The sequence below is a fragment of the Streptomyces sp. NPDC004051 genome, from assembly GCF_053604275.1.
Window position 1 is genome coordinate 39,563 of record NZ_JBSGHG010000004.1, and the last position, 22,251, is coordinate 61,813.

Sequence of the window (22,251 nt, forward strand, 5' to 3'; positions counted from 1 at the left end):
ATCTGCGTCCTGCCGTCGCCTTTGAGGTGCTTGAGCCAGTTCTTCGGCAGGTTGTGCAGGTTCCCGAGCCGGCCTTTCCGGAGCATCGGGTGACCGGCACCCCTCGCCGGATCCGCGACGCGGGAGTGCCCCCTTCGCCGCGTGCCATGGCCCGGTTCGTCGCCGAGAGCTACGAGGAGTCACCGGGTGTGCTGAGCCCCTCGGTGCTCAGGTGGCACGAGGGCACGGTCACCCAGGTCGCCAGGCAGGACGACATGGGCCTGCGTATCCAACTCGTCCAGAAGGCAATGGAGTTGTTGGCACGCTTCGTGGACGCACAGTCAGGGTCGGGATTCTTGCCCCCGACGGCTGCCGTGTCCGCCATGACGAGTCTTCGATCTTGAGCGGTGTGCCTCGCCTGACACCCTGACTCTTCGTCGCAGTCGGTGACTTCCGTGAGGGTGGTTGGTGCCCCGTGCTGCAAGGAGCCCGTGGTCCTGAGTGATCATTTCTGTTCCCTGAGAGGGCGTCAAGTCCTGTTTCGGATGATCTGGTGTCGCCTGTTCGTGGGTGATGGGGCGGTTCCGCCCTCGTGTCATGTCGTGTGCATGATGGGGGCGCTGGCATGGAACGGATGCCGCACTCAACCGACTTGTCCGACGAGCAGTGGTCGTTGATCGAGCCGGTGATCACCGCGTGGAAGGACCGGCACCGCTCGGTCAGCGGCCACCAGGGCGCCTACGCGATGCGGGAGATCGTGAACGTGATGCTCTACCAGGGCCGGACCGGCTGCCAGTGGACCTACCTCCCGCACGACCTGCCGCCGAAAAGTGCGACGTACTACTACTTCGCCGCCTGGCGAGACGACGGAACCGACCAGGTCATCCACGAACTCCTGCGCTGCCAGGTCCGTGAGCGAGCCCGCCGATGAGAGGACCCGACCCTGGTGGTCCTGGACACCCAGAGTGTCCACGCGGCCGCCGGGGTTCCTGCCTCCACGACCGGCCTCGATGCGGCGAAGAAGGTGTCGGGCCGCAAGCGGGGCCTGGCCGTGGACGTGCTCGGCCTGGTCATCGCCGTCACCGTCCTCGCCGCGAACACGCACGACAACGCCGCGGGCCTCGCCCTGCTCGACCAGGTCGCCGAGAACGCCGGCGGCACCGTCGAGAAGGCGCTGGTGGACCACGGCTTCAAGCGCCAGGTCACCGCGCATGGCGACCGCCTGGGCATCGAGGTCGAGATCGTCGAACGCAACCCGCAGGAGACGGGGTTCGTCCCGCAGCCGAAGCGGTGGAGGGTCGAGCTGACCTACGGGATCCTGATACTGCACCGGCGCCTGGTCCGCGACTACGAGTACCGCCCCGCCTCGTCCGCCTCCCACGTCTACTGGGCGATGACCCACGTCATGGCCCGCCGCCTCACCGGCGCGAATGCCCTCACTTGGCGCGACCCGCAGACGGTGACCGCGTGAACATGCAGCCCCTGCTTGACGCGCTCGGCATCCAGGAGGACGCCGCCCGGGCCGTGGCCGACGACCTCCGCACCCAGATCGAGGAACTGCAAGCTCGGCTGCGCGAGGCCGAGACCCACCTCGAACACCTCGCGATCACCCGGAAGACCGTCACCGCCCTCGCCGACCGAATCCCGGCCCACGCCGGCTCACGCGACCTGCCCGAGCACCCGGACTACCCCCGCATCCTCGACGTCTTCAACGAGGCCACCGGCCCCCTCCGGGCCCGTGATGTCTGCCGAGCCCTTGACCACGAACTGCTGCCGAAGAACATCGAGGGCACCCGCGCCAAGCTGAAACGCCTGGTCGAGCTCGACATCCTCACCGAGGCCGACGCTGGTAGCTTAACCAGGAAGCAGTAGCCGACCGAGCACCGCAATCAGCAGCCCTGCCACACCCTCAATCGAGTTCAGCAGTCTTCCGGGGGTCGTCCGCCAGAATGTGGGTCGCGAGCCGCCGTACCTGCTCTTCCACGGACTGGTCGCGGATGACGAACAACTCGTACTTGTAAGAATCTGTAAGCCCGCCCGGTCCCCGGACCTGGTGGAAAACGACATCAACGCCCTCGGGGAGTGTGATCTCTTCGGGGAGGTCGGGCTCCTCACGTCGTGGCGAGACCCACTTGAGGACGCAGCCCCACCGCTCGAACCAGCCGCTGTCCCGCAGGGTTTGCTCGAGAAGCCGGGCAATGGTGTCCACCGGTTCTTCCCAACTGCGGTCCGCCGCGGCCCGCGCGAGTTCAGCCTCGTACTGGGCGGTATCGAAGCTCAAGTCCGGGGGCACGGCAGTAACGTCGCTGGTGTTTTCCCAGGCGTCCCAGATCACCCGATCGCCTTCGCGGCGCACGGTGACGAACAGGGCGCCACAGCAGCCGGCCGTGCAGGTCGGCTCGGTGATCATGACCCGGCGGGGTTCCTCCGTGACCGCCAACGGCCAGCTCTCGGCCGGCCCCGTCCAGTGCCAGCAACTGAGTGCCACCCCTTCCGGGTGGGCCTCCTTCAGGACGTCTATGCCGCTGATCAGAGGCCGCACCTCGGCCCAGGGATCCGCCGCCCAGTCGTCCGGAATCCTGTGCTGCAAAGTCAAGGTACTGATCGTCAGCTGATTGGCCATATCCACATGATCGGTTGACGCCGTGTATCCGCATACTCGTTTTCTGGCTGTGATCACCCTCGGCTGGCCGCAACGAGGGCGGCCACCGCTCGTGATCGATTGGAACTGCTCGGACATTACTCACGGGCAGCCGCAAGCAGCAATCGATCAAGCACCGCGATGAGCAGTCCGCTTCGGCCCATCAGAAACGGACATCACCTCACGAACCGCCCTCTCAGAGGGCGTTAACGTAGGCCTGTTCCGAAAAGCGGCTTTCATGGCTGACCCGATCTGCGATGGTCCGAGCTGTATACGACCTTTGCCTCCTCCCACCACTCGAGGCCCGCTATCCGTTTCACTCACATCTGCCACTGGAAGTCCGTCTGGTTTGAAGACGCGACGGAACCTCCCGATGATCAGCGGAACGGTACCTTCCGGCCCTCCCGTGCCCACGCTGGCCCGTGAGCCAGCGGAAGCCGTACCCCAGCGACCTGTCCGACGCCCGGTGGGCCCTGATCGAGCCGACGCTGACGGCCTGGAGAAAGGCCCGGCTCGACCGCAGACCGACCGGCCAGCCGGCCAAGGTCGACCTGCGCGACGTGTTCGACGCGCTCCTCTACGTGAACCGCACGGGAATCCCCTGGAAATACCTCCCGCACGACTTCCCGAACCACGGCACCGTCTATGCCTACTACGCCGCGTGGCGTGACGAGGGAATCTTCGCCCAGATCAATTACGACCTGACCGGACTGGCCCGGGTGAAGGAGGGGCGCAAGCCCGAGCCGACCGCCTCCGTGATCGACACCCAGAGCGTGAAGACCTCCACCAACGTGCCCGTGACCAGCCAGGGAACCGATGCCGCGAAGAAGATCGTGGGTCGGAAGCGGGGCATCCTCACCGACACCATCGGCCTGATCCTTGCCGTGACCGTCACCGCCGCGGGCCTCTCCGAAAACGCCGTGGGAACACAACTCCTTGACCAGGCCAAGGAAACGTATCCGACCATCACGAAAAGCTGGGTCGACACCGGCTTCAAGAACGCCGTGGTCGAGCACGGAGCGCAGCTCGGAATCGATGTCGAAGTCGTCAACAGAAACCCCGGAGTTCGCGGTTTTCACGTCGTGAAAAGGCGCTGGGTGGTCGAGCGGAGTATCGGCTGGATCATGATGCACCGCCGGCTCGCCCGCGACTACGAGACTCTCGCCGCCAGCTCCGAAGCCATGATCCACCTCGCCTCGATCGACAACCTCGCCAAGCGCATAACAGACGAGACCACACCAACCTGGCGAGGAACCTACTAGTTCATAAGCGGCAATCCGTCCACGCTAAACGCCCTCTCAGTACCTCCACCAGGAACCAGGAGCGGTGCGCATGGACTTCCGACTCGTTCTGCAGACCGATCCGCCGGCCTCGCGGGTGGTCGACCTGATGCGGCGCGCGGAGCGCAACGGCTTCACGCGCGGCTGGACCTTCGACTCCGCCGTGCTGTGGCAGGAGCCGTTCGTGATCCACAGCCGGATCCTGGCGAACACCACCGGGCTGAAGGTCGGCCCGATGGTCACCAACCCCGCCACCCGCACCTGGGAGGTCACCGCCTCCACCTTCGCCGCCCTCAACGACATGTTCGGCAACCGCACCGTCTGCGGCATCGGCCGCGGCGACTCCGCGATGCGGGTCGCCGGACGCAGGCCCAGCACCCTGGCCCGCCTGGGCGAGGCGATCGACGTGATCCGCGACCTCGCCGAGGGGCGAGAGGCCGAGGTCGACGGGCAGCCGCTGCGGATCCCGTGGGTGAGGGACGGCAGGCTGCCCGTCTGGATGGCGGCGTACGGGCCGAAGGCGCTCGCCCTCGCCGGGCGGAAGGCCGACGGCTTCATCCTCCAGCTCGCCGACCCGTACCTGACCGAGTGGATGGTCAAGACGGTGCGGGCCGCGGCCGCGGAGGCGGGGCGTGACCCCGCCTCCGTGACCGTCTGCGTCGCCGCCCCGGCGTACGTCGGCGACGACCTGGCGCACGCCCGCGACCAGTGCCGCTGGTTCGGCGGCATGGTCGGCAACCACGTCGCGGACCTGGTCGCCCGCTACGGAGAGCACTCGGACCTGGTCCCCGAGGCGCTGACGTCGTACATCAAGGAACGGCACGGCTACGACTACAGCCACCACGGGCGGGCCGACAACCCGTCCACGGACTTCGTCACCGACGAGATCGTCGACCGGTTCTGCCTGCTCGGCCCGCCCGGGGCACACATCGAAAAGTTGGAGGCGCTGCGCGGGCTGGGCGTGGACCAGTTCGCCGTGTACGACATGCACGACGCGCAGGAAGCGACGATCGACGCGTACGGCGCGGAGATCATCCCGGCACTCGGCCGCTGACCGGCCCCGCTGCCCCCGGGGCGCCTACCGGGCCGTGCCGAAGTTCTGGGTCCAGTAGTCGCCGGGCTGCGCGAGACCGACGCCGATCTCCTCGAACGCGCAGTTGAGGATGTTCTCCTTGTGGCCGGGGCTGGACATCCAGCCGGCCATCACCTGCTCGGGAGTGGAGTAGCCGTAGGCGACGTTCTCGCCGTAGGTGCTCCAGCTGTAGCCGGCGCGGGTGATGCGGTCGGCGGGCGAGGAGCCGTCCGAGCCGGTGTGCGACATGGTGCGGCTCGCCGCCATGTCCGCGCTGTGGTTCTGCGCGGCCTCGGTCAGGGTGGCGTTCACCGTCACCGGGGAGCAACCGGCCTTGCCGCGCTCGGCGTTGACGAGTTCCACGACCTCGGCGACGGCACCGGAGGCCTCGGCGCCACCCGGCGCGGCGGGGCTCGGGGCGGTGGTGGTGGGCACGGGAGCCGCGGTGGTGGGCTCGGGGGCCGCGGTGGTGGGCGCCGGAGTGGCCGTGGTGGGCTTCGGAGCCGGGGCGGCGGGCTTGGTGACGGACGCCTCGCGGCCCGTCTTCTTCGTCTTGTGCGCCTTCGTCTTGTGTGCCTTCGCCCTGTGCGTCGGCTCGGCGCTGCCGTGCCACGGCGACCCGGTCTTCGAGGCGTCCGCGGTGGCGGTCGGCGTGGGCGACGGCGCCGCCGCGGGCTCACCGTGCTGCTTGCCGTCCCACCGGTGGTGCCGGTCGGCGTCGCCCCACCTGTCCTCGGCCGCGACGGGGGCGGCGGTGTCCTGCTGCTGCCCGCTGCCGGGCCAGTCGGCACAGGCCATGGCGACCGAGGGTATCCCTATGGCGCCCATGGCGACTGCCGAGACGACCGTCCGCCGGTACCGCTGCTGACGACGATGCTTTCCCATGAGTGACCTCACCCCTGTTGTCCGGAGATTGGTCATTCTTGGGACGGCCCGGCGCGGGGCGCAAAGGGCCGTTGCACTACTGCGCTTCGTAGGTCCACGGGGGTCTTGCGGCGGACGGAAGACCATGCCGACCTGCCCCCGGCGGGCCCGTCGGGACGCCTGCCGCCTCGTCAGGAGCCGTCACCCGGCGCGGGAAGCGCGGACCCCGGCTCCCCGCCGGATCGCCGTCCGCCTTGACCCGGCCCCCTTTCATGTCAAGACGGATAAATCCCCCATGTCGCCGGAGCCGGTCCTACTAAGAGGCCTGCGTAGATCGAGGACACGCGTGAGGGATGTCACGGAATCATGAATTCCGGCCTCCTGCCGGAGGCCGGCGGAGCCCGGTGCGCCGCTGGACGGCAGGGTCAGCCGCGCCCCTCCAGCAGCACCGCCATCGCCTCCTTGGCGGCCTTGATGGCGCCCTTGTTGATCTCGTCCGTGGAGGGCGCCTTCTTCGACTCGAAGTCGCTGCCGTTGTACGTCACGACCACCAGCGCGTTGGAGGCGCGGGCCACCACCACGCCCTCACGGGTCTCCTGCTTGTCCTCGGTGGCGAGGTTCACGACGGAGTACGCCGCGTCACCGAGCCCGGGGACCGCGCCGCCGCCGCTCTTGTCCTTCAGCCGTCTCTCGTAGGACTGGCCGGCCGCGTCGTCCGACTGCAGGACCTCGAAGGAGACGTCGAGCCAGCGGTACTCGTAGCCCTTGAGCGCGTTCCAGGAACAGGTCCTGCGCAGCTTGGAGTCGGTGGACTTGATCTCCTTGCCGGCCGCCTTGGCCCCCGGCACGAGGGACTTGACGGTCTTCTCGGCGATGCTGTCGCAGGGGGCGGGAGAGGCGGTGTACGTCATGGGCGCCGTCGTCGTCGACGGAGCGGAGGCGGACCGGGTGGGTGTCTCCCCGGTCGCCCTCCTCTCCGCCGCCTGCGGCTCGGAGGGCGGTGCGGAGGACAGTGCCCAGCCCGCGGCGGCGAGGACGACCACCGGGGACAGGCGCGCGGCCAGCGCTATCGGCAGAGGGAAAGAACGCACGTCGCACTTCTCGTGGGGGTCGGTGCGGAAGGGGGCCCGCACAGCGGACGGGACGCCAGTCTCACACGCTTCCGGGTGGGGCGGAAGTGCGAACTCGCTCCGTGGGCGGAGGGTGACGGGGGCGTACCGGGGGAGGGCGGCGGTTTGCCGTACTTCCCCTGGGTTCAGGCGAATTGCGGCAGCGCGGGACCGCCGGACGCGGACCGAGGGCGGTCGCGGTGCGCCCACCGCGACCGCCCGGAACGTCAGCGGGTCACGGCTTGCGGGCGAGACCGCCGTGCTCGGCGACGAGCGCGGAGTCGGGGGTCCCGGCCTCCGGACGCCACAGGGGGACCGAGACGACGCCGGGCTCCAGGAGCTCCAGACCGTCGAAGAAGGACGTGATCTCCTCGACGGTGCGCAGGTTGTACGGGATGGCGCCGCTCTTGTTGTAGCCCTCCTGGGCCTGCTCGAAGCCCGGGTCGATGCCCCGGGAACCGTCGTTGACGGAGAGGTAGCTGCCGGACGGCAGCGCGTCCATCAGCCGCGTGACGATGGAGCGGGCCTGGTCGTAGTCGGCGATGTGCCCCAGGATGTTGCTGAGGATGAGGGCGGTGGGGCGGCTGAAGTCCAGCGTCTTTGCGGCGGCGGCCAGGACGCGCTCCGGGTCCAGCACGCTGGAGTCGACGTAGGCGGTCGCGCCCTCGGGGGTGGAGTAGAGCAGGGCGCGGGCGTGCGCCAGCACCATCGGGTCGTTGTCGACGTAGACGATCCTGCACTCCGGCGCGATGCGCTGGGCGACCTCATGGGTGTTGTCGGCGGTCGGCAGGCCGGTTCCTATGTCCAGGAACTGCCGGATGCCGGCCTCGGTGACCAGGTACGTGATGTTGCGGCGCAGGAAGGCCCGGCTGCTGCGGGCGATGGTGACGATGCCGGGGAAGACGGCGGTGTACGCGTCGCCCGCCTCCTCGTCGACGGGATAGTTGTCCTTCCCGCCCAGCCAGTAGTTCCAGATCCGGGCCGAATGCGGCACCGAGGTGTCGATCTTCTGGTGCGCAGCGGGTCCGGGCGTCGTCGCAGGGTCGCTCATGGGTACGGTCCGTCTCTCAGCCGAGGAGGGTGTGTTCAGCCAACAGGTGTGTTCCGCACAACTTACGTCCCAACAGTGCTGTGGCGCACTCCAGTTCGTATCTCCGGTGTGGCGCGTGCGGACGCGTTCCGCCCGGCGCAGGGACGCAGCCGGGACGGCCGGGTGCCGGGCGGGGGCACCGGGGGCGAGATGGCCCACGGTGCCCTCCCCGACGACGCCGGAGGCGACCGCGCCCTCGGCCGTCGCTACGCCGAGCGCCGGTCCGCCGTCTGCGCCGCCGCCTCCTCCGGACGACTGCCCTTGCGGGCCAGGGCGCTGGGCCACCACGCCCGGGGCCCGATGTCGATCACGAGCGCGGGCACCAGCAGCGAGCGGACCACGAGCGTGTCGAGCAGTACACCGAAGGCCACGATGAAGGCGATCTGCACGAGGAACGCCAACGGGATGACCATCAGGGCCGCGAATGTCGCGGCGAGCACCACACCCGCCGAGGTGATCACCCCGCCGGTCGTGGTCAGCCCGCGCAGCACACCCTGCCGAGAGCCGTGTACGAGCGCCTCCTCGCGGACCCGGGACATCAGGAAGATGTTGTAGTCGACGCCGAGAGCCACCAGGAACACGAATCCGTACAGCGGGACGGAGGCGTCCGTGCCGGTGAAGCCGAGGAGGTGCTCGAAGACGAGGGACGAGACCCCCAGCGTCGCCAGGAAGTTGAGCGCGACGGTCGCCACCAGCAGCACCGGTACGAGCAGCGAGCGCAGCAGAACGATCAGGATCAGCAGGATGATGCCGAGCACCACGGGAACGATCACCGTGCGGTCGTGCGCGGCGGTCTGCTGGGTGTCGTACTGCTGCGCCGTGTACCCGCCGACCAGCGCGTCGGCTCCCGGGACCGCGTGCACGTTCTCGCGCAGCCGCTCGATGGTCCGCTTGGCCGCGTCGCTGTCCGCCGCCGCGTCGAGCGTGGCGTCGATGCGCACCCGCCCGTCGACGACCTGGGGCTCACCGGCCCCGGGCCGCCCCGAGACGGAGACCGCGCCAGCCGATGCCACGCCCTCGGTCTCCTGCGCGGCGGCCGTCACCGCGTCGGCGCGGTCGGCGTCGGCGATGATGACCGCCGGATTGCCCGAGCCGCCGGGGAAGTGTTTGCCGACCGTCTCCTGGGCGGCGACGGAGGGGGCGTCGTTCACGAAGATCTCGTCGAGCGGTACGCCCCTGGCGGACAGCGTGGGAGCGAAGGCCGCCAGGGCGGTGAGGACGAGTCCGGTCACCAGCCAGACGAAGCGCGGACGCGCGTTCACCCGCGCGGCGACCCGGAGCCACACCGGGTGGCCCTCCGCGGACGCGTCCGACGCCTTCGGGCGGGAGGGCCAGTAGGCGGTACGGCCCAGCAGGGCCAGCACGGCCGGCAGGAAGGTGAGCGTGGTGAGCACCGCGCACACGATGCCGATGGCGCCCACCGGTCCGAGAGCGCGGTTGTTCGTGAGGTCGCTCGCCAGGAGGGCCAGCAGCCCGAGCGCCACCGTGGCGGCACTGGCGGTGATCGCGCCGAACGAGCGCCGCACCGCCACCAGGGCGGCCGCGACCCGGTCCCCGCGCACGGCGAGTTCCTCGCGGAAGCGGGCGGACAGGAGCAGGGCGTAGTCGGTCGCGGCGCCGATCACCAGGATGGACAGGATGCCCTGCACCTGCCCGTCGACCTGGACCACGTCCCGCTGCGCCAGCGCGTACACCACGGCACAGGCCAGTCCCAGGGCGAAGACGGAGCCGAGGATGATCACGAACGGCAGCAGGACGCTGCGGTAGACGAGCAGGAGGATCACCAGCACGGCGGCGAGCGCCACGCCCAGCAGCAGTCCGTCGATGCCCGCGAACGCGTCCGACAGGTCGGCCTGGCTCGCCGCCGGGCCGGCGATCTGCGCCTGGGCACCCGGCACCTTCTGCGCCGCCGCGCGCACCTCGTCGAGGACCGCGGGCAACTCCTCGTCCAGGCCGGGCTCGAGTTGGACGACGGCCTGCAGGGCCTGGCCGTCGTCGGAGAGCAGGGCGGGCGAGGGCCTGCCGACGACACCGGTGCTCCCGGCGAGCGCGCCCACGGACTCGGTGGCGGCCGCCCGCTGCGCCTCGGTGACCCGGCCCCCGCCGTCCGCCGTCCAGACCACGACGGCCGGGAGGGTCTCGGCCTGGGCGAACGCCGCACGGGCCTCGAGGACCTTGGTGGACTCGGCGCTCTGCGGCAGGAACGACGCCTGGTCGTTGGTGGCCACCTCGCCCAGCTTGCCCGCGTACGGCCCGAGCGTTCCGCCCACACCCAGCCAGACCAGCAGGAGGACGAGGGGTACGAGCCACCGGGCCCGGCGCGGTGCTGTTCTCATGAGCATTCCCCATCGCGGAAGAAGTAAGTCGATGAATGAGTATCTCGATCGTCGAGTGATCCTATACTGGGATCATGAATGGCTCAGGCGCCCCTTCGGCACCTCTTCCCGGAGACAACCCCACGGGGTTGCAGTCGTTCGCCGTCCTGCTGCGCCGGATGAACAGTGAGTTCAACCGCATAGCCCACGAGTTCGCCCAGGCGCACGGCCTGCATCTCACCGACGTCCAGGCCCTGATCGCGATCCTGGACGCCGGCCAGGACGGCTCGACCGAGCCCATGACGCCCGGCAGGCTGCGCAGACAGCTCAACCTCACCTCCGGCGCCGTCACCGCGTGCATCGACCGGCTGGAGAGGGTGGGGCACATCCAGCGGGTCAGGGCCGCCGACGACCGCCGCGTGGTCCACCTGCACTTCGCGGAGCCGGCCAGAGGGCTGATCAGGGACTACTTCCGGCCGCTCGCGCGGAGCACGGACATCGCACGGGGCCGCTTCACACCCGAGGAGCTCACCGTGATCGTCCGGTTCCTCGCGGAGATGAACCGGGAACTCGCCCTGCTGCGCCGCGACTGACCGCCACTGACCTCGGGTGACCTCGGTTGATCGCGCCTGATCACGCCTGACGCGGAAGCCCCGGCCGGCTCGACGCCCCGGACCGCGCGGTGCGCGGGGCCGCGTGGCGTGCGGGGTCGTGCGGGGTGCGGGCTCGTGCGGTGGGTCACCGAGCCCATACTCCGCCGGACCGAGGGCCCATCTTCATGTGGTTACCACCTGGAGTGCACCAGACAGGCGGGGTTTGTCAGTGGGGCATGTTCTGATGGAGCACATGATCGAGGACAACGAAACCATCGAGGAGTTTCTCACCCGCTACGCCACCGACGTGGAGGAAGCCGTCCGCAAGGCGGCCGCACAGGAGATCATGCCGCGCTGGCGCCGGCTCGCCGACCACGAGATCGACCGCAAGTCCGGCCCGCACGACCTGGTGACCGACGCCGACCGGCAGTCCGAGCTGTACCTCACCGAGGCCCTGCTCGCCCTGCTGCCCGGCTCCGTCGTGGTGGGCGAGGAGGCGGTGCACGCCAACCCGGCGTCGTACGACGGGATACGCGGGGAGGCGCCGGTGTGGATCGTCGACCCCGTCGACGGCACCCGGCAGTTCGTGCAGGGCGAGACCGGATTCTGCACCCTGGTCGCCCTCGCCCAGGGGGGAGTGATCCACGCGTCGTGGACCTACGCCCCCGCCCGCGAGGAACTCGCCACCGCCGTCCGCGGGCAAGGAGCCTTCCTGGACGGGAAGCGGCTGCACGCGGGCTCCCCGGACCCCGGCCGCGACCTGCGGGTGGCCACCTCCCACCCGGACTTCACCACGGAGGAGCAGAAGCGCTCCCTCCTCGGCCTGCGGACGGCCGGCGTGGCGCCCCGCTCCTGCGGCTCGGCCGGACTGGAGTACCTGGCCGTCGCCCGCGGCGAGTCGGACAGCACCGCGTTCTGCTGGGAGGCCGCCTGGGACCACGCGGCGGGCCTGCTCCTCGTCGAGGAGGCGGGCGGCACCCACCTGACCCGCTCCGGCGCCCCCTTCCGGATCACGGGCGGCAACGACCTCCCGTTCACCGCGGCCCGTGACGAGGCCACGGCCCGCAGGGTGGTGGGACTGCTGTCGGGCGGAGCCTGAGCCACCCCCGGGCCGGCGGTACGGCCGGCCGAGACGCCGTCGCCCCGGGCCCCGGCAGGGGTCGCCCCGGCAGGGGTCGCCCCGGACCCGGGGCGGTAGCGGCGCACCGGCATATCCTGACCCTCCGGTTGCCGTCGGCTGACGAAGGAGCCCGAAGGTGGTGTCGATGCTCGACGTGGTCGTGGTGGGAGCGGGGCCGAACGGCCTGACCGCCGCCGTGGAGCTGGCCCGGCGCGGCTTCTCCGTCGCGCTGTTCGAAGCGAAGGGCACCGTCGGCGGCGGCGCCCGCACCGAGGAACTGACCCTGCCCGGCTTCCGGCACGACCCGTGCTCCGCGGCGCACCCGCTGGGCATCAACTCACCCGCCTTCCGCGCCCTCCCGCTGGAGCGCTACGGCCTGGAGTGGCTGCACGCGGACCTGCCCATGGCCCACCCCTTCCCGGACGGCACGGCGGCCGTGCTGTCCCGGTCGGTCGGCGAGACGGCCGCCTCCTTCGGCCCGCGCGACGCCGGTGCGTACCGCCGCCTGGTCGAACCCTTCCTGCCCCGATGGGACACCCTGGCCCGCGACTTCATGTCCCTGCCGCTCACCGCGCTGCCCCGCGACCCGGTCACCCTCGCCCGCTTCGGCCTCGTCGGACTGCCGCCCTCCACCTGGCTGATGCGCCGCTTCCGCGACGAGCGGGCCAGGACCCTGTTCGCCGGCCTCGTCGCCCACGTGATCGCCCCCCTCGGCGGCCTCGCCACCGGCGCCATAGGCCTGGTCTTCGCCCTCGCCGCGCACGCCCGCGGCTGGCCCGTCGCCCGCGGCGGCTCCCAGGCCATCTCGGACGCCCTCGCCGGACACCTGAAGGACCTCGGCGGCGCGATCCACACCGACTACGAGGTCAAGCGCCTGGACGACCTGCCCCCGGCCCGTGCGTACGTCTTCGACACCTCGCCCACCGCCCTGGCCCGCATCGCCGGCTTCGGCGACCACTACGCGAACTACCGCTACGGCCCCGGCGTCTTCAAGATCGACTACGCGCTGGACGGCCCGGTGCCGTGGACCGCGCCCGAGGCCCGCAGGGCCACCACCGTGCAGATCGGCGCGGACAGCACCGAGATCGGCACCGCCCTGCGCGCCGCCTCCCGCGAGGGCCGCGCCCCCGAGAGGCCGTTCCTCATCACCGTCCAGCCGAGCATCGTCGACCCCACCCGGGCCCCCGCCGGCCGGCACACCTTCTGGGCCTACGGCCACGTCCCCAACGGCTGGACCGGAGACCTCACCGACACCGTCGAACGCCAACTGGAGCGCTTCGCCCCGGGGTTCCGCGACCGCGTCCTGGCCCGCGCCACCGCAGGCCCGCCCCAACTCGCCGCCCGCAACGCCAACTACGTCGGCGGCGACATCGCCTCCGGCGCGGCCAGCGGCCTCCAGCTCCTGCTGCGCCCCAAACTCTCCCTCTTCCCGTACAACACCCCGCACCCGGCCGTGTTCATCTGCTCCTCGGCCACCCCGCCCGGCCCCGGCGTGCACGGCATGTCGGGACACAACGCGGCGAAGGCCGTCTGGAGGAGGCTGCGCCGGACATGACCACCACCCTCACCCTCGTCCAGGGCGACATCACCCGCCAGCACGTCGACGCCATCGTCAACGCGGCCAACTCCTCCCTGCTCGGCGGGGGCGGCGTCGACGGCGCGATCCACCGCCGCGGCGGCCCCGCGATCCTCGAGGAGTGCCGCCGCCTGCGTGCCTTCCCCTACAGCGGCGGCCTGCCCACCGGCCAGGCCGTCGCCACCACCGCGGGCGACCTGAACGCCCACTGGGTGATCCACACGGTGGGCCCGGTGTTCACCCGTGAGGAGGACCGCTCGGAGCTGCTGGTCTCCTGCTACCGCGAGTCGTTGCGGGTGGCGGACGAACTCGGGGCCCGTGCAATCGCCTTTCCGGCCGTGTCCACCGGTGTCTACGGCTGGCCTCTGGACGACGCGGCGCGCATCGCCGTCGAGACGGTGCGCAGAACGCGCACAGCCGTCGAGGAGGCCCGGTTCGTCCTCTTCGACACCCGGGCCTACCAGGCGTTCGCCGCACAGGCCGACTGACCCCCACAAGTCGCCCGGCGCGGCGGCCGGTTCAGGCGGTGACCTGCTGCCCCGGGGGCGTGAAGCCCCCGGCCGGCCCGTGCCCCCGAGCGGACCGGGGCAGGACGTGCGGACCGGACGGCAACAGGTCGTGGACGATGCGTTCGGCGGGATGCCCGGCGTGGACGAGTCCGGCCGCCACCGCACGGACCATGTCCGGCGGCCCGGCGATCAGGGTGCGCCCCTCCGTGAGGGGGGTGCTCCGGGCCACCGCGTGGAGCAACCGGTCGTACCTGCCCCCGGTCGGCGCCCCGCCCGGCACCGGGACCACGGTCAGCCAGGAGTGGCGTTGTTCGAGACCCGTCGGATACCCGAGGTCGTAGAGGTCGGACAGCGAGTCGGCGCCCAGGAAGAGCTGTACCCGGCGGCGCACACGGTGCGCGGAGGACCGCCGCACGTCGCCGTCCAGCTCCTGCAGCAGGGCCTTCATCGCGGCCCAGCCGGTGTCCCGGACGACCAACCGCAGGGTGCCCAGGGGCTCCGCGTCGAGCGTCAGACTGCCCTTCGGCGGTCCGAGCCGTACCTCGTCCCCGGGTGCGGTGTGGCGCACCAGCATCTCGCTGACCCCGCCGGGGCCGCTGCGCCGGACGTGCAACTCGAGTTCCCCGTCCGGTCCGGGTCCGTCGGCCAGGTAGTACGGGCGCCAGGTGTGCGGCAGCCGGGCGGACTCCAGCGTGGTGTACTGGCCGGCCCGGTACCGGAAGGTCTCGTGCGGCAGGAGGCGGAGCACCGCCAGATCCGGCCCGCACAGCTGATGGCTCGTCACTGTCGCCCGCCAGCAGGGCGGTTCGTGCAGCGCGGCCTCCGCGCCCCGGACCATGGCGGTGACACCGAGCTGCAGCATCCGCATCCAGGCCTGCTCGAGCCCGGGACTCCAGTACTCGCCCGCACGGCTCCGCAGCGCTTCGCGCAACGCGTCCTTGAACGCCGTGTACTGCGCAGGGCGTACGCCGAGTTTGCGGTGGTCGCGGCCGAGCCGGGTGAAGGCCCCGGTGATCTCCTCAGGGCGGTGCAGGTTCTCGATCAGGTACCAGAACGCCCGCGCCAGATGCGCCTGTTGGAACGCCATCGCGTCGGGGAAGAGCGACCGCAGGGAGGGATGCCGTGCGAACAGCGCCCGGTACAGGTCGTCGATCAGCTCGTCGAGCGGAGCCACCAGGTCCAGGTCACGCAGGATGATCTGCTGGTCCGCGGCCGCGTCGTACGTCTCTTCGGCCGGGGGACGGCCGCCACGGCTGCCATGGCCGATGTCCGGGGCGCTCCCTGGGGAGAGCAACCGCTGACGCAGCCGCATCGCGTCGTGCCGGGCGAGGAGTGTGTGGTACGTCCTGTCTTCCACGCCCATGGTCAGCGGACCCTTCCCGTCTCGGGCCCGACGACGGGTATCCGCACGGAGCCGGGTCCGGTCCGGCCCCGGCCGGCGACCGGACCGGGAGCCCACCGGTCCGGTCGGCGCGAGGCCCTCACCGGGAGCGGGCAGGAGAGTCGGGGCATGGCTGGGCTCCTTGAGCGACGTGTCGAGGGGGCGAGGCGGCTCGACAACGAACAGACGCCGAACCACCGGTTTCCGACGGGAGAAAACGCAGGTCAGTATGGCATCAGGGGCATATGCCCCAAGGGCCCTGGGGAGCAGGGACGTTGGGCCCTGGCAGAAGGGGAGCAGGTGTGCACACCTGACGGGTGCGCACACAGGCGGAGAATTCCCGCCTTCCGGCTCTCGGCGACGTTCAGTCCCGGGTTGCGAGCTGAAGCTCGGGAGGCCTCAGCCCTCGCCCAGCACTGCCCGGATCACGTGCCGGGCGTTGTGCGCCATCACCGGGTTCGTCCTTCGGTAGTACGGCAGCGCGATCAGCGCCTGCGACAGCGTCCGCCCCCGACCGCGGACCCAGGTCGCGTCGTCCACACCCAACGCCTCGTGGAAGACCTCCCGCGCACCGGCCGGCAGCAGGTTCCACGCCGGGAACAGATCGCAAGCCGGATCCCCCACTCCCGTGCACCCGAAGTCGATCACCGAGGTCAGCCTGCCGCCGTCGACCAGCAAGTTGCCCGGCATCAGATCGGCGTGCAGCCACACCGGCGGCCCGTCCCAGCCGGGGGCCCGCAGCGCGTCCTCCCATACGGCGGCTACGGCGTCGCAGTCGACGTCCTCCTGCGGGATCCCACGCAGTTGCTCGATCGCCGACCGGGTCTCCGCGTCGAGCGAGACGAGCGGTCCGCCGCGGTGAGCCCGCGGCGCCTCCGGCAGGCTGATGCTCCGCATCGCCGCCACGAACTCGGCCAGATCCTTGGCCAGCAGCACCGGCTCGTCCAGTGCCCCGGCTTCGGGAAGCTCCCCCGCCAGCCACCGATACACCGACCACGGCCACGGATACCCCTCGGTGGGCTCCCCGGCCCCGAGCACCTCCGGGATGGCCGTGGGCAGCAGGGGCGCGAGGCGGGGCAGCCACTCCTGCTCCATCGCCACGTCCTCGGCCCCGCCCCGCACCAGCGGCAGCCGCACGACCATGCCGTCGCCCAGCCGGTACATGGCATTGACCGTGCCGCCGGAGGGGTGGCGCTCCAGCGGAAGCCCGGCCCACTGCGGGAACTGCCCGACGATCAACCACCGTACGAGGGCCTTGTCGAGGGGATGCTGGCCGGGATGCATCTGCCCTGTGCTCATGAGGCGCCATCCGAACGCCGAACGCCGGTGAGCGTCAAACGCTTTTCCGGCTGATGAACACGGCCCGCGCCGCAGACGGCTCCCGAGCGCCCCTTCGCGGTTGTGTCCGCCGCACGGCGTTCGAGACCGTGTGCCACGCCAAAGCCCTCTGGTCACTCCCGTGCCCGGGATGTCAATGCCACCAGTGCGAGACCGGACCGGACCGGGGCACGACCAGGTGAGCGCCTGGCGCCGAAGTCGGGAAGCCGGCCCAGGAAGTGGTCCCCTGAGCTTTTGCCATGGTCAGGGTTCTGATAAGTCTTTCGGAGGGGTACGGGCGGCATGCCCGTAGCGGCGCCCGCGGGCGCCCGCAGGGAGGACGCACATGGGCACCACCATGCACGACGAGGTCATCGCCGCCGAGCAGAAGGCGGTGGACCACGCGTACGACTGCTACACCGCGCGACTGGCCGAGATGACCGGGGCATCGGCCGCCACGGCATCGGCGAGCGGGAAGGACGGCATCGCCAACCGCAAGGAGGCGGAGGCGCGGGCCGCGGCGTACGGCGGACTCGGTGACGAGGCACTGGTCTTCTCCCGTGTCGACGCGCCGGAGGATCCCGGCGGAAACCCCCGTCCCTGGTACATCGGCCGACGGGTCGTCCACGACTCCGACAAGGAACTCGTGGTCCTGCCGTGGACCAGCCCGCTCGCGAAGAGGTGGGCCGAGGCCCTGCCCGAGGCTCCAGGGGAGGTGGCCCTGCGGCGGCAGCTGCGCTGTGTGCAGCGTGTCGTCAAGGGCTACTTCGACGACATCGCCGCCGCGACCGTTTCTCCCCCCGCTCTCGTTCCGCCTCCGCGGCCGGCCGCGGACGACATGATCGAGGCCGACAGTCAGGCGGCTGCAGCCGAGACGCCTCTCGTGGTCCCCCCGGAGCCGGGCGCGGAGCAGCACGAGAAGCGCCGGCCGTCCCGGACACCGGGCGACGTCGCCCGCATCCAGCGCCGTAAGCCGCCGCAGCCGGACGACTTCCTGCTGCGCGAGCTGCAGCGCTCGCGCAGCGGCCGGATGCGGGACATCGTCGAGACCATCCGCCGCGACCAGATGGACCTGGTCACCGGTTCCCCGTCCGACATCCTCGTCGTGCAGGGCGGCCCGGGTACCGGTAAGTCCGCCGTCGGTCTGCACCGGGTGACCTGGCTCGTCAACAACGAGCACTTCAAGGCCCAGGACATCCTCGTCATCGGCCCCCACCAGAGGTTCCTCGACTACGTCGGCCAGGTGCTGCCCACCCTCGGCACGCGCGACGTCAACGCCGTCCAGCTGAACCGCCTGTGGGACGGCGAGATCCTCGGCACCGACACCCCGCAGGCGCGGCGGGTGAAGTCCGACGAGCGCATGGCGGCCGTGCTGCGGCGACGCGTCGAGAGCGCCTGCCGCCCCGAGGCACTCGACGACCTCACCACCGCACCCTCCTACGAGGGCGACGAGCCGTCCGTCGTCGTCACCGCCGGCAGTACGACGCTGCGCGTGCCGAAGTCCGAGGTCCTCGCGTTCCTCGACGAGGCACGCGGTGGCGACGGGCCCTACCGGCAGCGCCGCGACCGCTTCCGCAGCCTGTTCGTCGACCGTCTCCTGCAGGAACTGACCGCCGTCGCCCCGCGCCGCGGCCAGGACGGCACGATCCGCCGCGACCTCGAACGCAACCGCCGCGTCGAGCGGCTCGTCGAACGCCTCTGGCCGTCGCCCGGTGCGAGGGAGGCCCTGCGCAGCCTCTACGACTCGCCCGACCTCCTGCGCGCCTGCGCGGACGGCATCCTCGACGGCGACGAGCAGGCAGCACTCCACCGGCCACGAGCCGCCACCGCCGACGCCGATCCCTGGACCCTCGACGACCGCGTCTGCCTCGAAGAGCTCCGGTTCCTCATCGACGGGGAGACGCCCCGGCGCTACGGGCACATCGTCGTCGACGAGGCCCAGGACCTCACCCCGCTGCAGGCCCGCGCGCTGCGCCGCCGCTGCGCCGTCGGCGGCTCCATGACCGTCCTCGGCGACCTCGCCCAGGCCACCGGCCCTCACACCCACCTCAGCTGGGACCCTCTCGGCACCCTTCTGTCCGACCACGGGGACTGGCGGGTCGCCGAGCTGAACACCAGCTACCGGGTGCCGGCCGAGATCATGGAATTCGTCGCGCCCCTCGCCCGCGCGGTCGCTCCCGGACTGCCGTACCCGCAGGCCGTGCGAGAGGCGGGCGAGGACGCCGTACGGACCGTGGCGACCGAGCCGTGGAAGCTCCTCGACGACACCGTCGCCCACGCGACCCGCCTGGCCGGCACCAGCGACGGGAGCACCCGGCGCTCCGTCGCCGTCATCGTCCCCGACGACTCGCACTGGCTCGACGAGATCAGCCGCCACCTCGAGCAGGGCGACGACAGCACGGGCACCGACCGCGAATCGGTGTCCGTCCTGGCCGCCGCCCAGGCCAAGGGCATGGAGTACGACCACGTCCTGGTCATCGAGCCCGCCGTCATCGCCGACCGAGGCCCGGCCGGCCTGCGGCAGCTCTACGTCGCGCTGACCCGCAGCACACAGAGCCTGACCGTGCTGCACACCTCGCCGCTCCCGGAGGTGCTCACGAACACGGACACCGTCCCCCGACCCCCCTCCACCGAGACAGGATCCGGCACGGATGCGGACGACGTCCCCGAGATCGGCGCCGACATCCGCGTCCGGGTCCTCGGCCCCGGCCCGGGCGGCCGCTACAAGGTGAAGGCGCTCTCTCCGGAGACCGACCGCCCGCTCGTCCTGACCGTCAGGCACGGTTCCGCTCCTCCCCGCCCGGGCGACGAACTCGACTGCTGGGTCTTCGCCAACGAGACCGGCCACAGCGTGCTCACCGCCGACCGGCGGGGCCGCCAGCCCGTCTCGCCGAGGATGGCCGAACGCTACGCGGCAGCGCTCGGCGTACTCGACGACCTGGTGACCGGCGACGAAGACGTACTCGACGGCGCCCGCGCCCGGCTGTCGGACCTTCAGGGCATGGCCCACCGCGTCCTCCGCCGCGAGCTGGCGGACTGGGTGGACGTCCACCGCCTCCTCGGCTCCCCGGACCGGCAACGCCTCGGCATACTGCGCGACCTCGCGTCCCGCACCCACCGTGCGCTCAAGGACAGCACCCTGGACACCGGCCGGCTGCGGACCGAACTCGCGGAATCCGGCTGGACCGAGGCTCTGGCCGAAGCACGGCAGACGCTTCGCACCCGCCTCGCCGACGCCGCGGAAGAGGCCCCCGAGAACCCCACCGACCCCGCCGTCCATGAGCCCGAGCAGCCCGAGCACTTCGAGCAGAAGGAAACCGAACCCGTGACCACCGTCGAAGAAGCACCCGCCGGACCGGCCGTGACCACGAAGGAAGGCTTCCTGCGCGCCCTGGAGGCCTCGGCCGCCACCGACCGCACCTGCAAGAAGCACGAGGCGGTGCGCCACGCACTGAAGTCGGAGCTGCTGTGGGCGGACCTCCAGCCGGCCGACTCCCCGGTCGTCGACGTCTCCTGCGACACGGACCGAGGCCTGTTCGTCTACGAGGTCCTGGGCGCCGGCCGCTCCACCTACGAGGACCTCCGCTCGGGGGCGACCCGCCTCCTCGAGATCAAGCACACACTGTCCGCGCCGGCCCGCAGCCTCTACCTGGTCCTGTGCGAGCCGCCTGCCGAGGACTGGGCCGCCGACACCGTACGCGACGTCTTCGGCGTCCGTGTCCTGTGGCGGACTCCCGGCAGCTGGGGCGGCGACGACCCCGACACCGCCCTGGGCCGCCGCCCGGAGTGAGCACCTTCCGTCGTCCCCACGGGCGTGGGGTCAGTTCGTGGCGCCGTCCTTCGCCGCGAGCACGATCTGGGTCTGGGTGGTCTGTCCCACCAGTCGGTCCTCGTCGTCCCGCAGGTCGGTCTGCACGACGACGAGGGTGCCGCCGACGTGCAGGGGGCGGGCCGTGGCGTGGACCCGCCCGGAGGCCACTCCCCGCAGGAAGTTGGTCTTGGACTCGACCGTGGACGTCCCGGCGCCCGGCGGGAGGTTGAGGTAGGCGCAGACCGCGCCGACGGAGTCGGCCAGCGCCATCAGGGCTCCGCCATGCAGGACTCCGCCCGCGGTACAGGTTTCCGGAGACCAGGGCAGACTGCCTGTGGTCCGTTCGGGGGTGGCCTCGTGGAGTTCGATGCCCAGCTGCGTCGCGAAGGGCATGGCCGCCAGGAGGATGGCGGGGCTGAGGGCTGCCGTCTCGGAAGGGGGCATGGCGTGCTGCCTTTCGGGATCGGGGGAGTGCTCTCGGACACACGGTGAAGATCGTGCGACGTGCCAACCGTCAGTGTTACAGCATGCGTTGGGAAAACTGAACCAACGGACGAGGACGGGCCACGTCCGCGCCGCGGGCACCTCGTCCACCGCGCCCGGCCGGGGTGTTCCCCGTCCGGTCATACCCGGGCGCTCGCCAGGACGGCATTCCGACCTCCGAATCCGCAGGAGTTGCTGAGCGCCAGATCGAGAACGTTTTTCTTGGGCGACCGTGCCATCTCTCGGAGTAGCCCACCCACTCATGCTGAGGTGTCTCCGCCAGGTACATCAAGCCGTCGATTCCGGCGTGATCGTACTGACGCAAGGGCATCAGCTGGATCTCTACGTTCCGTCGAACGCTTTCCTTCAGCAGGTGGTCCAGCAGCTGACGCGCGACCTCTGGCCCGCCCATGTGCCGTTCAAGAAGAGCCTGTTCGATGACAAAGCTGAAGGCTGTGTTCGGCCGCTCGGTCAGAAGCTGTTGCCGTTCCAGGCGTGCGGTGACCTGGCGTTCGATCTGATCCTCCGCGAGGGGTGGCAGCCGCCGCTCGAAGATGGCCCTGATGTAGGGCTCAGGCTGCAACAGCCCCGGAATCGCCCGGCACTCGTACGCATACAGCGAGATGGCCTCCTCCTCGATCCCCGCCCACTGCCGGAACCAGGACGCCAGTCCCGCCCTGCGGGTCAAGCTCCGTGCCGATGCCGCCAGTACGCGTGCCGCAGTTGCGCCCAGGATCTCCTCCGACCGGTCCAGCAGGTCCCTGGGCGGGAAGCGCTTCCCCTGTTCGATCTTGGCGATGTACGCGGCGGAGTACCGCACCAACGGCGCGAACTGCTCCTGTGTCAGGCGGGCTTCCTCACGCAGGGCCTTGAGTACCGCGCCGAAGGTCTTCAAGCTGTCCGAGAGTTCCGGCTCGCAGTTCCCGCCTGCCGCCCCGCCGCCGTTGTCCGTCGCCATCGCAGTCGCCTTCCCCTGTGCCGCCGGGCCGTGTCCGTGCCGGGCCCGCACGCGTGCCGTGCCGTGTGCCGGGCGCGCTGCGCCACGCTCGGCACACTCATCGTCACGTACAGCGACCGATTCAGTCCAGCGCGTGAACCGATACAGCGTGAG

At 70.9% G+C, this 22,251-nt stretch carries 18 protein-coding genes and 1 pseudogene; 10 read left to right on the top strand and 9 right to left on the bottom strand.

Going from position 1 to position 22,251, the window contains the following annotated elements:
• Positions 1-89 precede the first annotated feature (89 nt).
• From ACWEQO_RS07200 to ACWEQO_RS07210, 3 genes and pseudogenes are all read left to right on the top strand, one after another.
• Positions 90-383 carry a hypothetical protein gene (locus tag ACWEQO_RS07200; protein WP_452979835.1) on the top strand — a complete coding sequence of 98 codons (294 nt, stop codon included), beginning with the start codon at positions 90-92 and terminating at the stop codon, positions 381-383.
• 221 nt (positions 384-604) lie between these two features.
• Positions 605-1,450: pseudogene (locus tag ACWEQO_RS07205) on the top strand (IS5 family transposase).
• A gap of 2 nt (positions 1,451-1,452) precedes the next feature.
• Positions 1,453-1,851, top strand: a complete 399-nt coding sequence (locus tag ACWEQO_RS07210) for a hypothetical protein (protein ID WP_452980259.1) — start codon at positions 1,453-1,455, stop codon at positions 1,849-1,851.
• A gap of 37 nt (positions 1,852-1,888) precedes the next feature.
• Here the strand turns inward: ACWEQO_RS07210 and ACWEQO_RS07215 are convergent, their stop codons facing one another.
• Positions 1,889-2,602, bottom strand: a complete 714-nt coding sequence (locus ACWEQO_RS07215) for a hypothetical protein (protein ID WP_452979838.1) — start codon at positions 2,600-2,602, stop codon at positions 1,889-1,891.
• Positions 2,603-3,042: 440 nt separating this feature from the next.
• On the opposite strand from ACWEQO_RS07215, the gene ACWEQO_RS07220 reads away from it, so the two are divergent.
• Together ACWEQO_RS07220 and ACWEQO_RS07225 are read left to right on the top strand one after the other, a co-directional pair.
• Entirely contained in the window at positions 3,043-3,882 is an 840-nt protein-coding gene (locus ACWEQO_RS07220) for an IS5 family transposase (protein WP_452979841.1), read from the top strand.
• Positions 3,883-3,952: 70 nt separating this feature from the next.
• Positions 3,953-4,954 carry a TIGR03842 family LLM class F420-dependent oxidoreductase gene (locus ACWEQO_RS07225; RefSeq protein WP_452979844.1) on the top strand — a complete coding sequence of 334 codons (1,002 nt, stop codon included), beginning with the start codon at positions 3,953-3,955 and terminating at the stop codon, positions 4,952-4,954.
• 24 nt (positions 4,955-4,978) lie between these two features.
• Here the strand turns inward: ACWEQO_RS07225 and ACWEQO_RS07230 are convergent, their stop codons facing one another.
• The 4 genes from ACWEQO_RS07230 to ACWEQO_RS07245 form a co-directional block, all read right to left on the bottom strand.
• Complete coding sequence (locus ACWEQO_RS07230) at positions 4,979-5,857, bottom strand: CAP domain-containing protein (RefSeq protein ID WP_452979847.1); 879 nt, start codon at positions 5,855-5,857, stop codon at positions 4,979-4,981.
• A gap of 404 nt (positions 5,858-6,261) precedes the next feature.
• On the bottom strand, positions 6,262-6,927 hold the full coding sequence (locus tag ACWEQO_RS07235; RefSeq protein WP_361457532.1) for a hypothetical protein: 666 nt from the start codon (positions 6,925-6,927) through the stop codon (positions 6,262-6,264).
• 253 nt (positions 6,928-7,180) lie between these two features.
• On the bottom strand, positions 7,181-7,996 hold the full coding sequence (locus tag ACWEQO_RS07240) for an SAM-dependent methyltransferase (protein WP_361457529.1): 816 nt from the start codon (positions 7,994-7,996) through the stop codon (positions 7,181-7,183).
• Between the two features lie 245 nt (positions 7,997-8,241).
• Positions 8,242-10,371: an MMPL family transporter gene (locus ACWEQO_RS07245; RefSeq protein ID WP_452979850.1), complete on the bottom strand. Its 2,130-nt coding sequence runs from the start codon at positions 10,369-10,371 to the stop codon at positions 8,242-8,244.
• Positions 10,372-10,445: 74 nt separating this feature from the next.
• Between ACWEQO_RS07245 and ACWEQO_RS07250 the strand changes: the two genes are divergently transcribed.
• From ACWEQO_RS07250 to ACWEQO_RS07265, 4 genes are all read left to right on the top strand, one after another.
• Positions 10,446-10,943 (top strand): MarR family winged helix-turn-helix transcriptional regulator, encoded by a 498-nt coding sequence (locus ACWEQO_RS07250; protein WP_452979853.1) that lies wholly within the window; start codon positions 10,446-10,448, stop codon positions 10,941-10,943.
• Between the two features lie 253 nt (positions 10,944-11,196).
• Complete coding sequence (locus ACWEQO_RS07255; RefSeq protein WP_452979856.1) at positions 11,197-12,042, top strand: inositol monophosphatase family protein; 846 nt, start codon at positions 11,197-11,199, stop codon at positions 12,040-12,042.
• A 166-nt stretch (positions 12,043-12,208) separates the two neighbouring features.
• Positions 12,209-13,618 carry a phytoene desaturase family protein gene (locus ACWEQO_RS07260; RefSeq protein ID WP_361457620.1) on the top strand — a complete coding sequence of 470 codons (1,410 nt, stop codon included), beginning with the start codon at positions 12,209-12,211 and terminating at the stop codon, positions 13,616-13,618.
• Positions 13,615-14,127: an O-acetyl-ADP-ribose deacetylase gene (locus ACWEQO_RS07265; protein ID WP_452979859.1), complete on the top strand. Its 513-nt coding sequence runs from the start codon at positions 13,615-13,617 to the stop codon at positions 14,125-14,127. The genes ACWEQO_RS07260 and ACWEQO_RS07265 overlap by 4 nt, the downstream gene beginning before the upstream one ends.
• Positions 14,128-14,158: 31 nt before the next feature.
• Here ACWEQO_RS07265 and ACWEQO_RS07270 read toward each other — a convergent pair whose 3' ends face one another.
• Together ACWEQO_RS07270 and ACWEQO_RS07275 are read right to left on the bottom strand one after the other, a co-directional pair.
• Positions 14,159-15,511, bottom strand: coding sequence for a globin domain-containing protein (locus tag ACWEQO_RS07270; RefSeq protein WP_452979862.1), 1,353 nt, complete (start codon positions 15,509-15,511; stop codon positions 14,159-14,161).
• Between the two features lie 417 nt (positions 15,512-15,928).
• Positions 15,929-16,828 (bottom strand): aminoglycoside phosphotransferase family protein, encoded by a 900-nt coding sequence (locus tag ACWEQO_RS07275; protein WP_452979865.1) that lies wholly within the window; start codon positions 16,826-16,828, stop codon positions 15,929-15,931.
• Positions 16,829-17,192: 364 nt separating this feature from the next.
• On the opposite strand from ACWEQO_RS07275, the gene ACWEQO_RS07280 reads away from it, so the two are divergent.
• Positions 17,193-20,636: an AAA family ATPase gene (locus ACWEQO_RS07280; RefSeq protein ID WP_452979867.1), complete on the top strand. Its 3,444-nt coding sequence runs from the start codon at positions 17,193-17,195 to the stop codon at positions 20,634-20,636.
• Positions 20,637-20,666: 30 nt separating this feature from the next.
• On the opposite strand, the gene ACWEQO_RS07285 is transcribed toward ACWEQO_RS07280, so the two are convergent.
• On the bottom strand, positions 20,667-21,101 hold the full coding sequence (locus ACWEQO_RS07285; RefSeq protein WP_452979870.1) for a PaaI family thioesterase: 435 nt from the start codon (positions 21,099-21,101) through the stop codon (positions 20,667-20,669).
• A 76-nt stretch (positions 21,102-21,177) separates the two neighbouring features.
• Entirely contained in the window at positions 21,178-22,098 is a 921-nt protein-coding gene (locus ACWEQO_RS07290; RefSeq protein WP_452980262.1) for a helix-turn-helix domain-containing protein, read from the bottom strand.
• Between the last annotated feature and the right edge of the window lie 153 nt (positions 22,099-22,251).

What these genes read in the sequence shown, in the direction of transcription:
- ACWEQO_RS07215 (WP_452979838.1), bottom strand. Translation starts at nt 2,602, where the DNA reads ATGGCCAATCAGCTGACGATCAGTACCTTGACTTTGCAGCACAGGATT.
- ACWEQO_RS07210 (WP_452980259.1), top strand. Translation starts at nt 1,453, where the DNA reads ATGCAGCCCCTGCTTGACGCGCTCGGCATCCAGGAGGACGCCGCCCGG.
- ACWEQO_RS07225 (WP_452979844.1), top strand. Translation starts at nt 3,953, where the DNA reads ATGGACTTCCGACTCGTTCTGCAGACCGATCCGCCGGCCTCGCGGGTG.
- ACWEQO_RS07230 (WP_452979847.1), bottom strand. Translation starts at nt 5,857, where the DNA reads ATGGGAAAGCATCGTCGTCAGCAGCGGTACCGGCGGACGGTCGTCTCG.
- ACWEQO_RS07265 (WP_452979859.1), top strand. Translation starts at nt 13,615, where the DNA reads ATGACCACCACCCTCACCCTCGTCCAGGGCGACATCACCCGCCAGCAC.
- ACWEQO_RS07250 (WP_452979853.1), top strand. Translation starts at nt 10,446, where the DNA reads ATGAATGGCTCAGGCGCCCCTTCGGCACCTCTTCCCGGAGACAACCCC.
- ACWEQO_RS07280 (WP_452979867.1), top strand. Translation starts at nt 17,193, where the DNA reads ATGGGCACCACCATGCACGACGAGGTCATCGCCGCCGAGCAGAAGGCG.
- ACWEQO_RS07290 (WP_452980262.1), bottom strand. Translation starts at nt 22,098, where the DNA reads ATGGCGACGGACAACGGCGGCGGGGCGGCAGGCGGGAACTGCGAGCCG.
- ACWEQO_RS07245 (WP_452979850.1), bottom strand. Translation starts at nt 10,371, where the DNA reads ATGAGAACAGCACCGCGCCGGGCCCGGTGGCTCGTACCCCTCGTCCTC.
- ACWEQO_RS07270 (WP_452979862.1), bottom strand. Translation starts at nt 15,511, where the DNA reads ATGGGCGTGGAAGACAGGACGTACCACACACTCCTCGCCCGGCACGAC.
- ACWEQO_RS07260 (WP_361457620.1), top strand. Translation starts at nt 12,209, where the DNA reads ATGCTCGACGTGGTCGTGGTGGGAGCGGGGCCGAACGGCCTGACCGCC.
- ACWEQO_RS07275 (WP_452979865.1), bottom strand. Translation starts at nt 16,828, where the DNA reads ATGAGCACAGGGCAGATGCATCCCGGCCAGCATCCCCTCGACAAGGCC.
- ACWEQO_RS07285 (WP_452979870.1), bottom strand. Translation starts at nt 21,101, where the DNA reads ATGCCCCCTTCCGAGACGGCAGCCCTCAGCCCCGCCATCCTCCTGGCG.
- ACWEQO_RS07255 (WP_452979856.1), top strand. Translation starts at nt 11,197, where the DNA reads ATGATCGAGGACAACGAAACCATCGAGGAGTTTCTCACCCGCTACGCC.
- ACWEQO_RS07240 (WP_361457529.1), bottom strand. Translation starts at nt 7,996, where the DNA reads ATGAGCGACCCTGCGACGACGCCCGGACCCGCTGCGCACCAGAAGATC.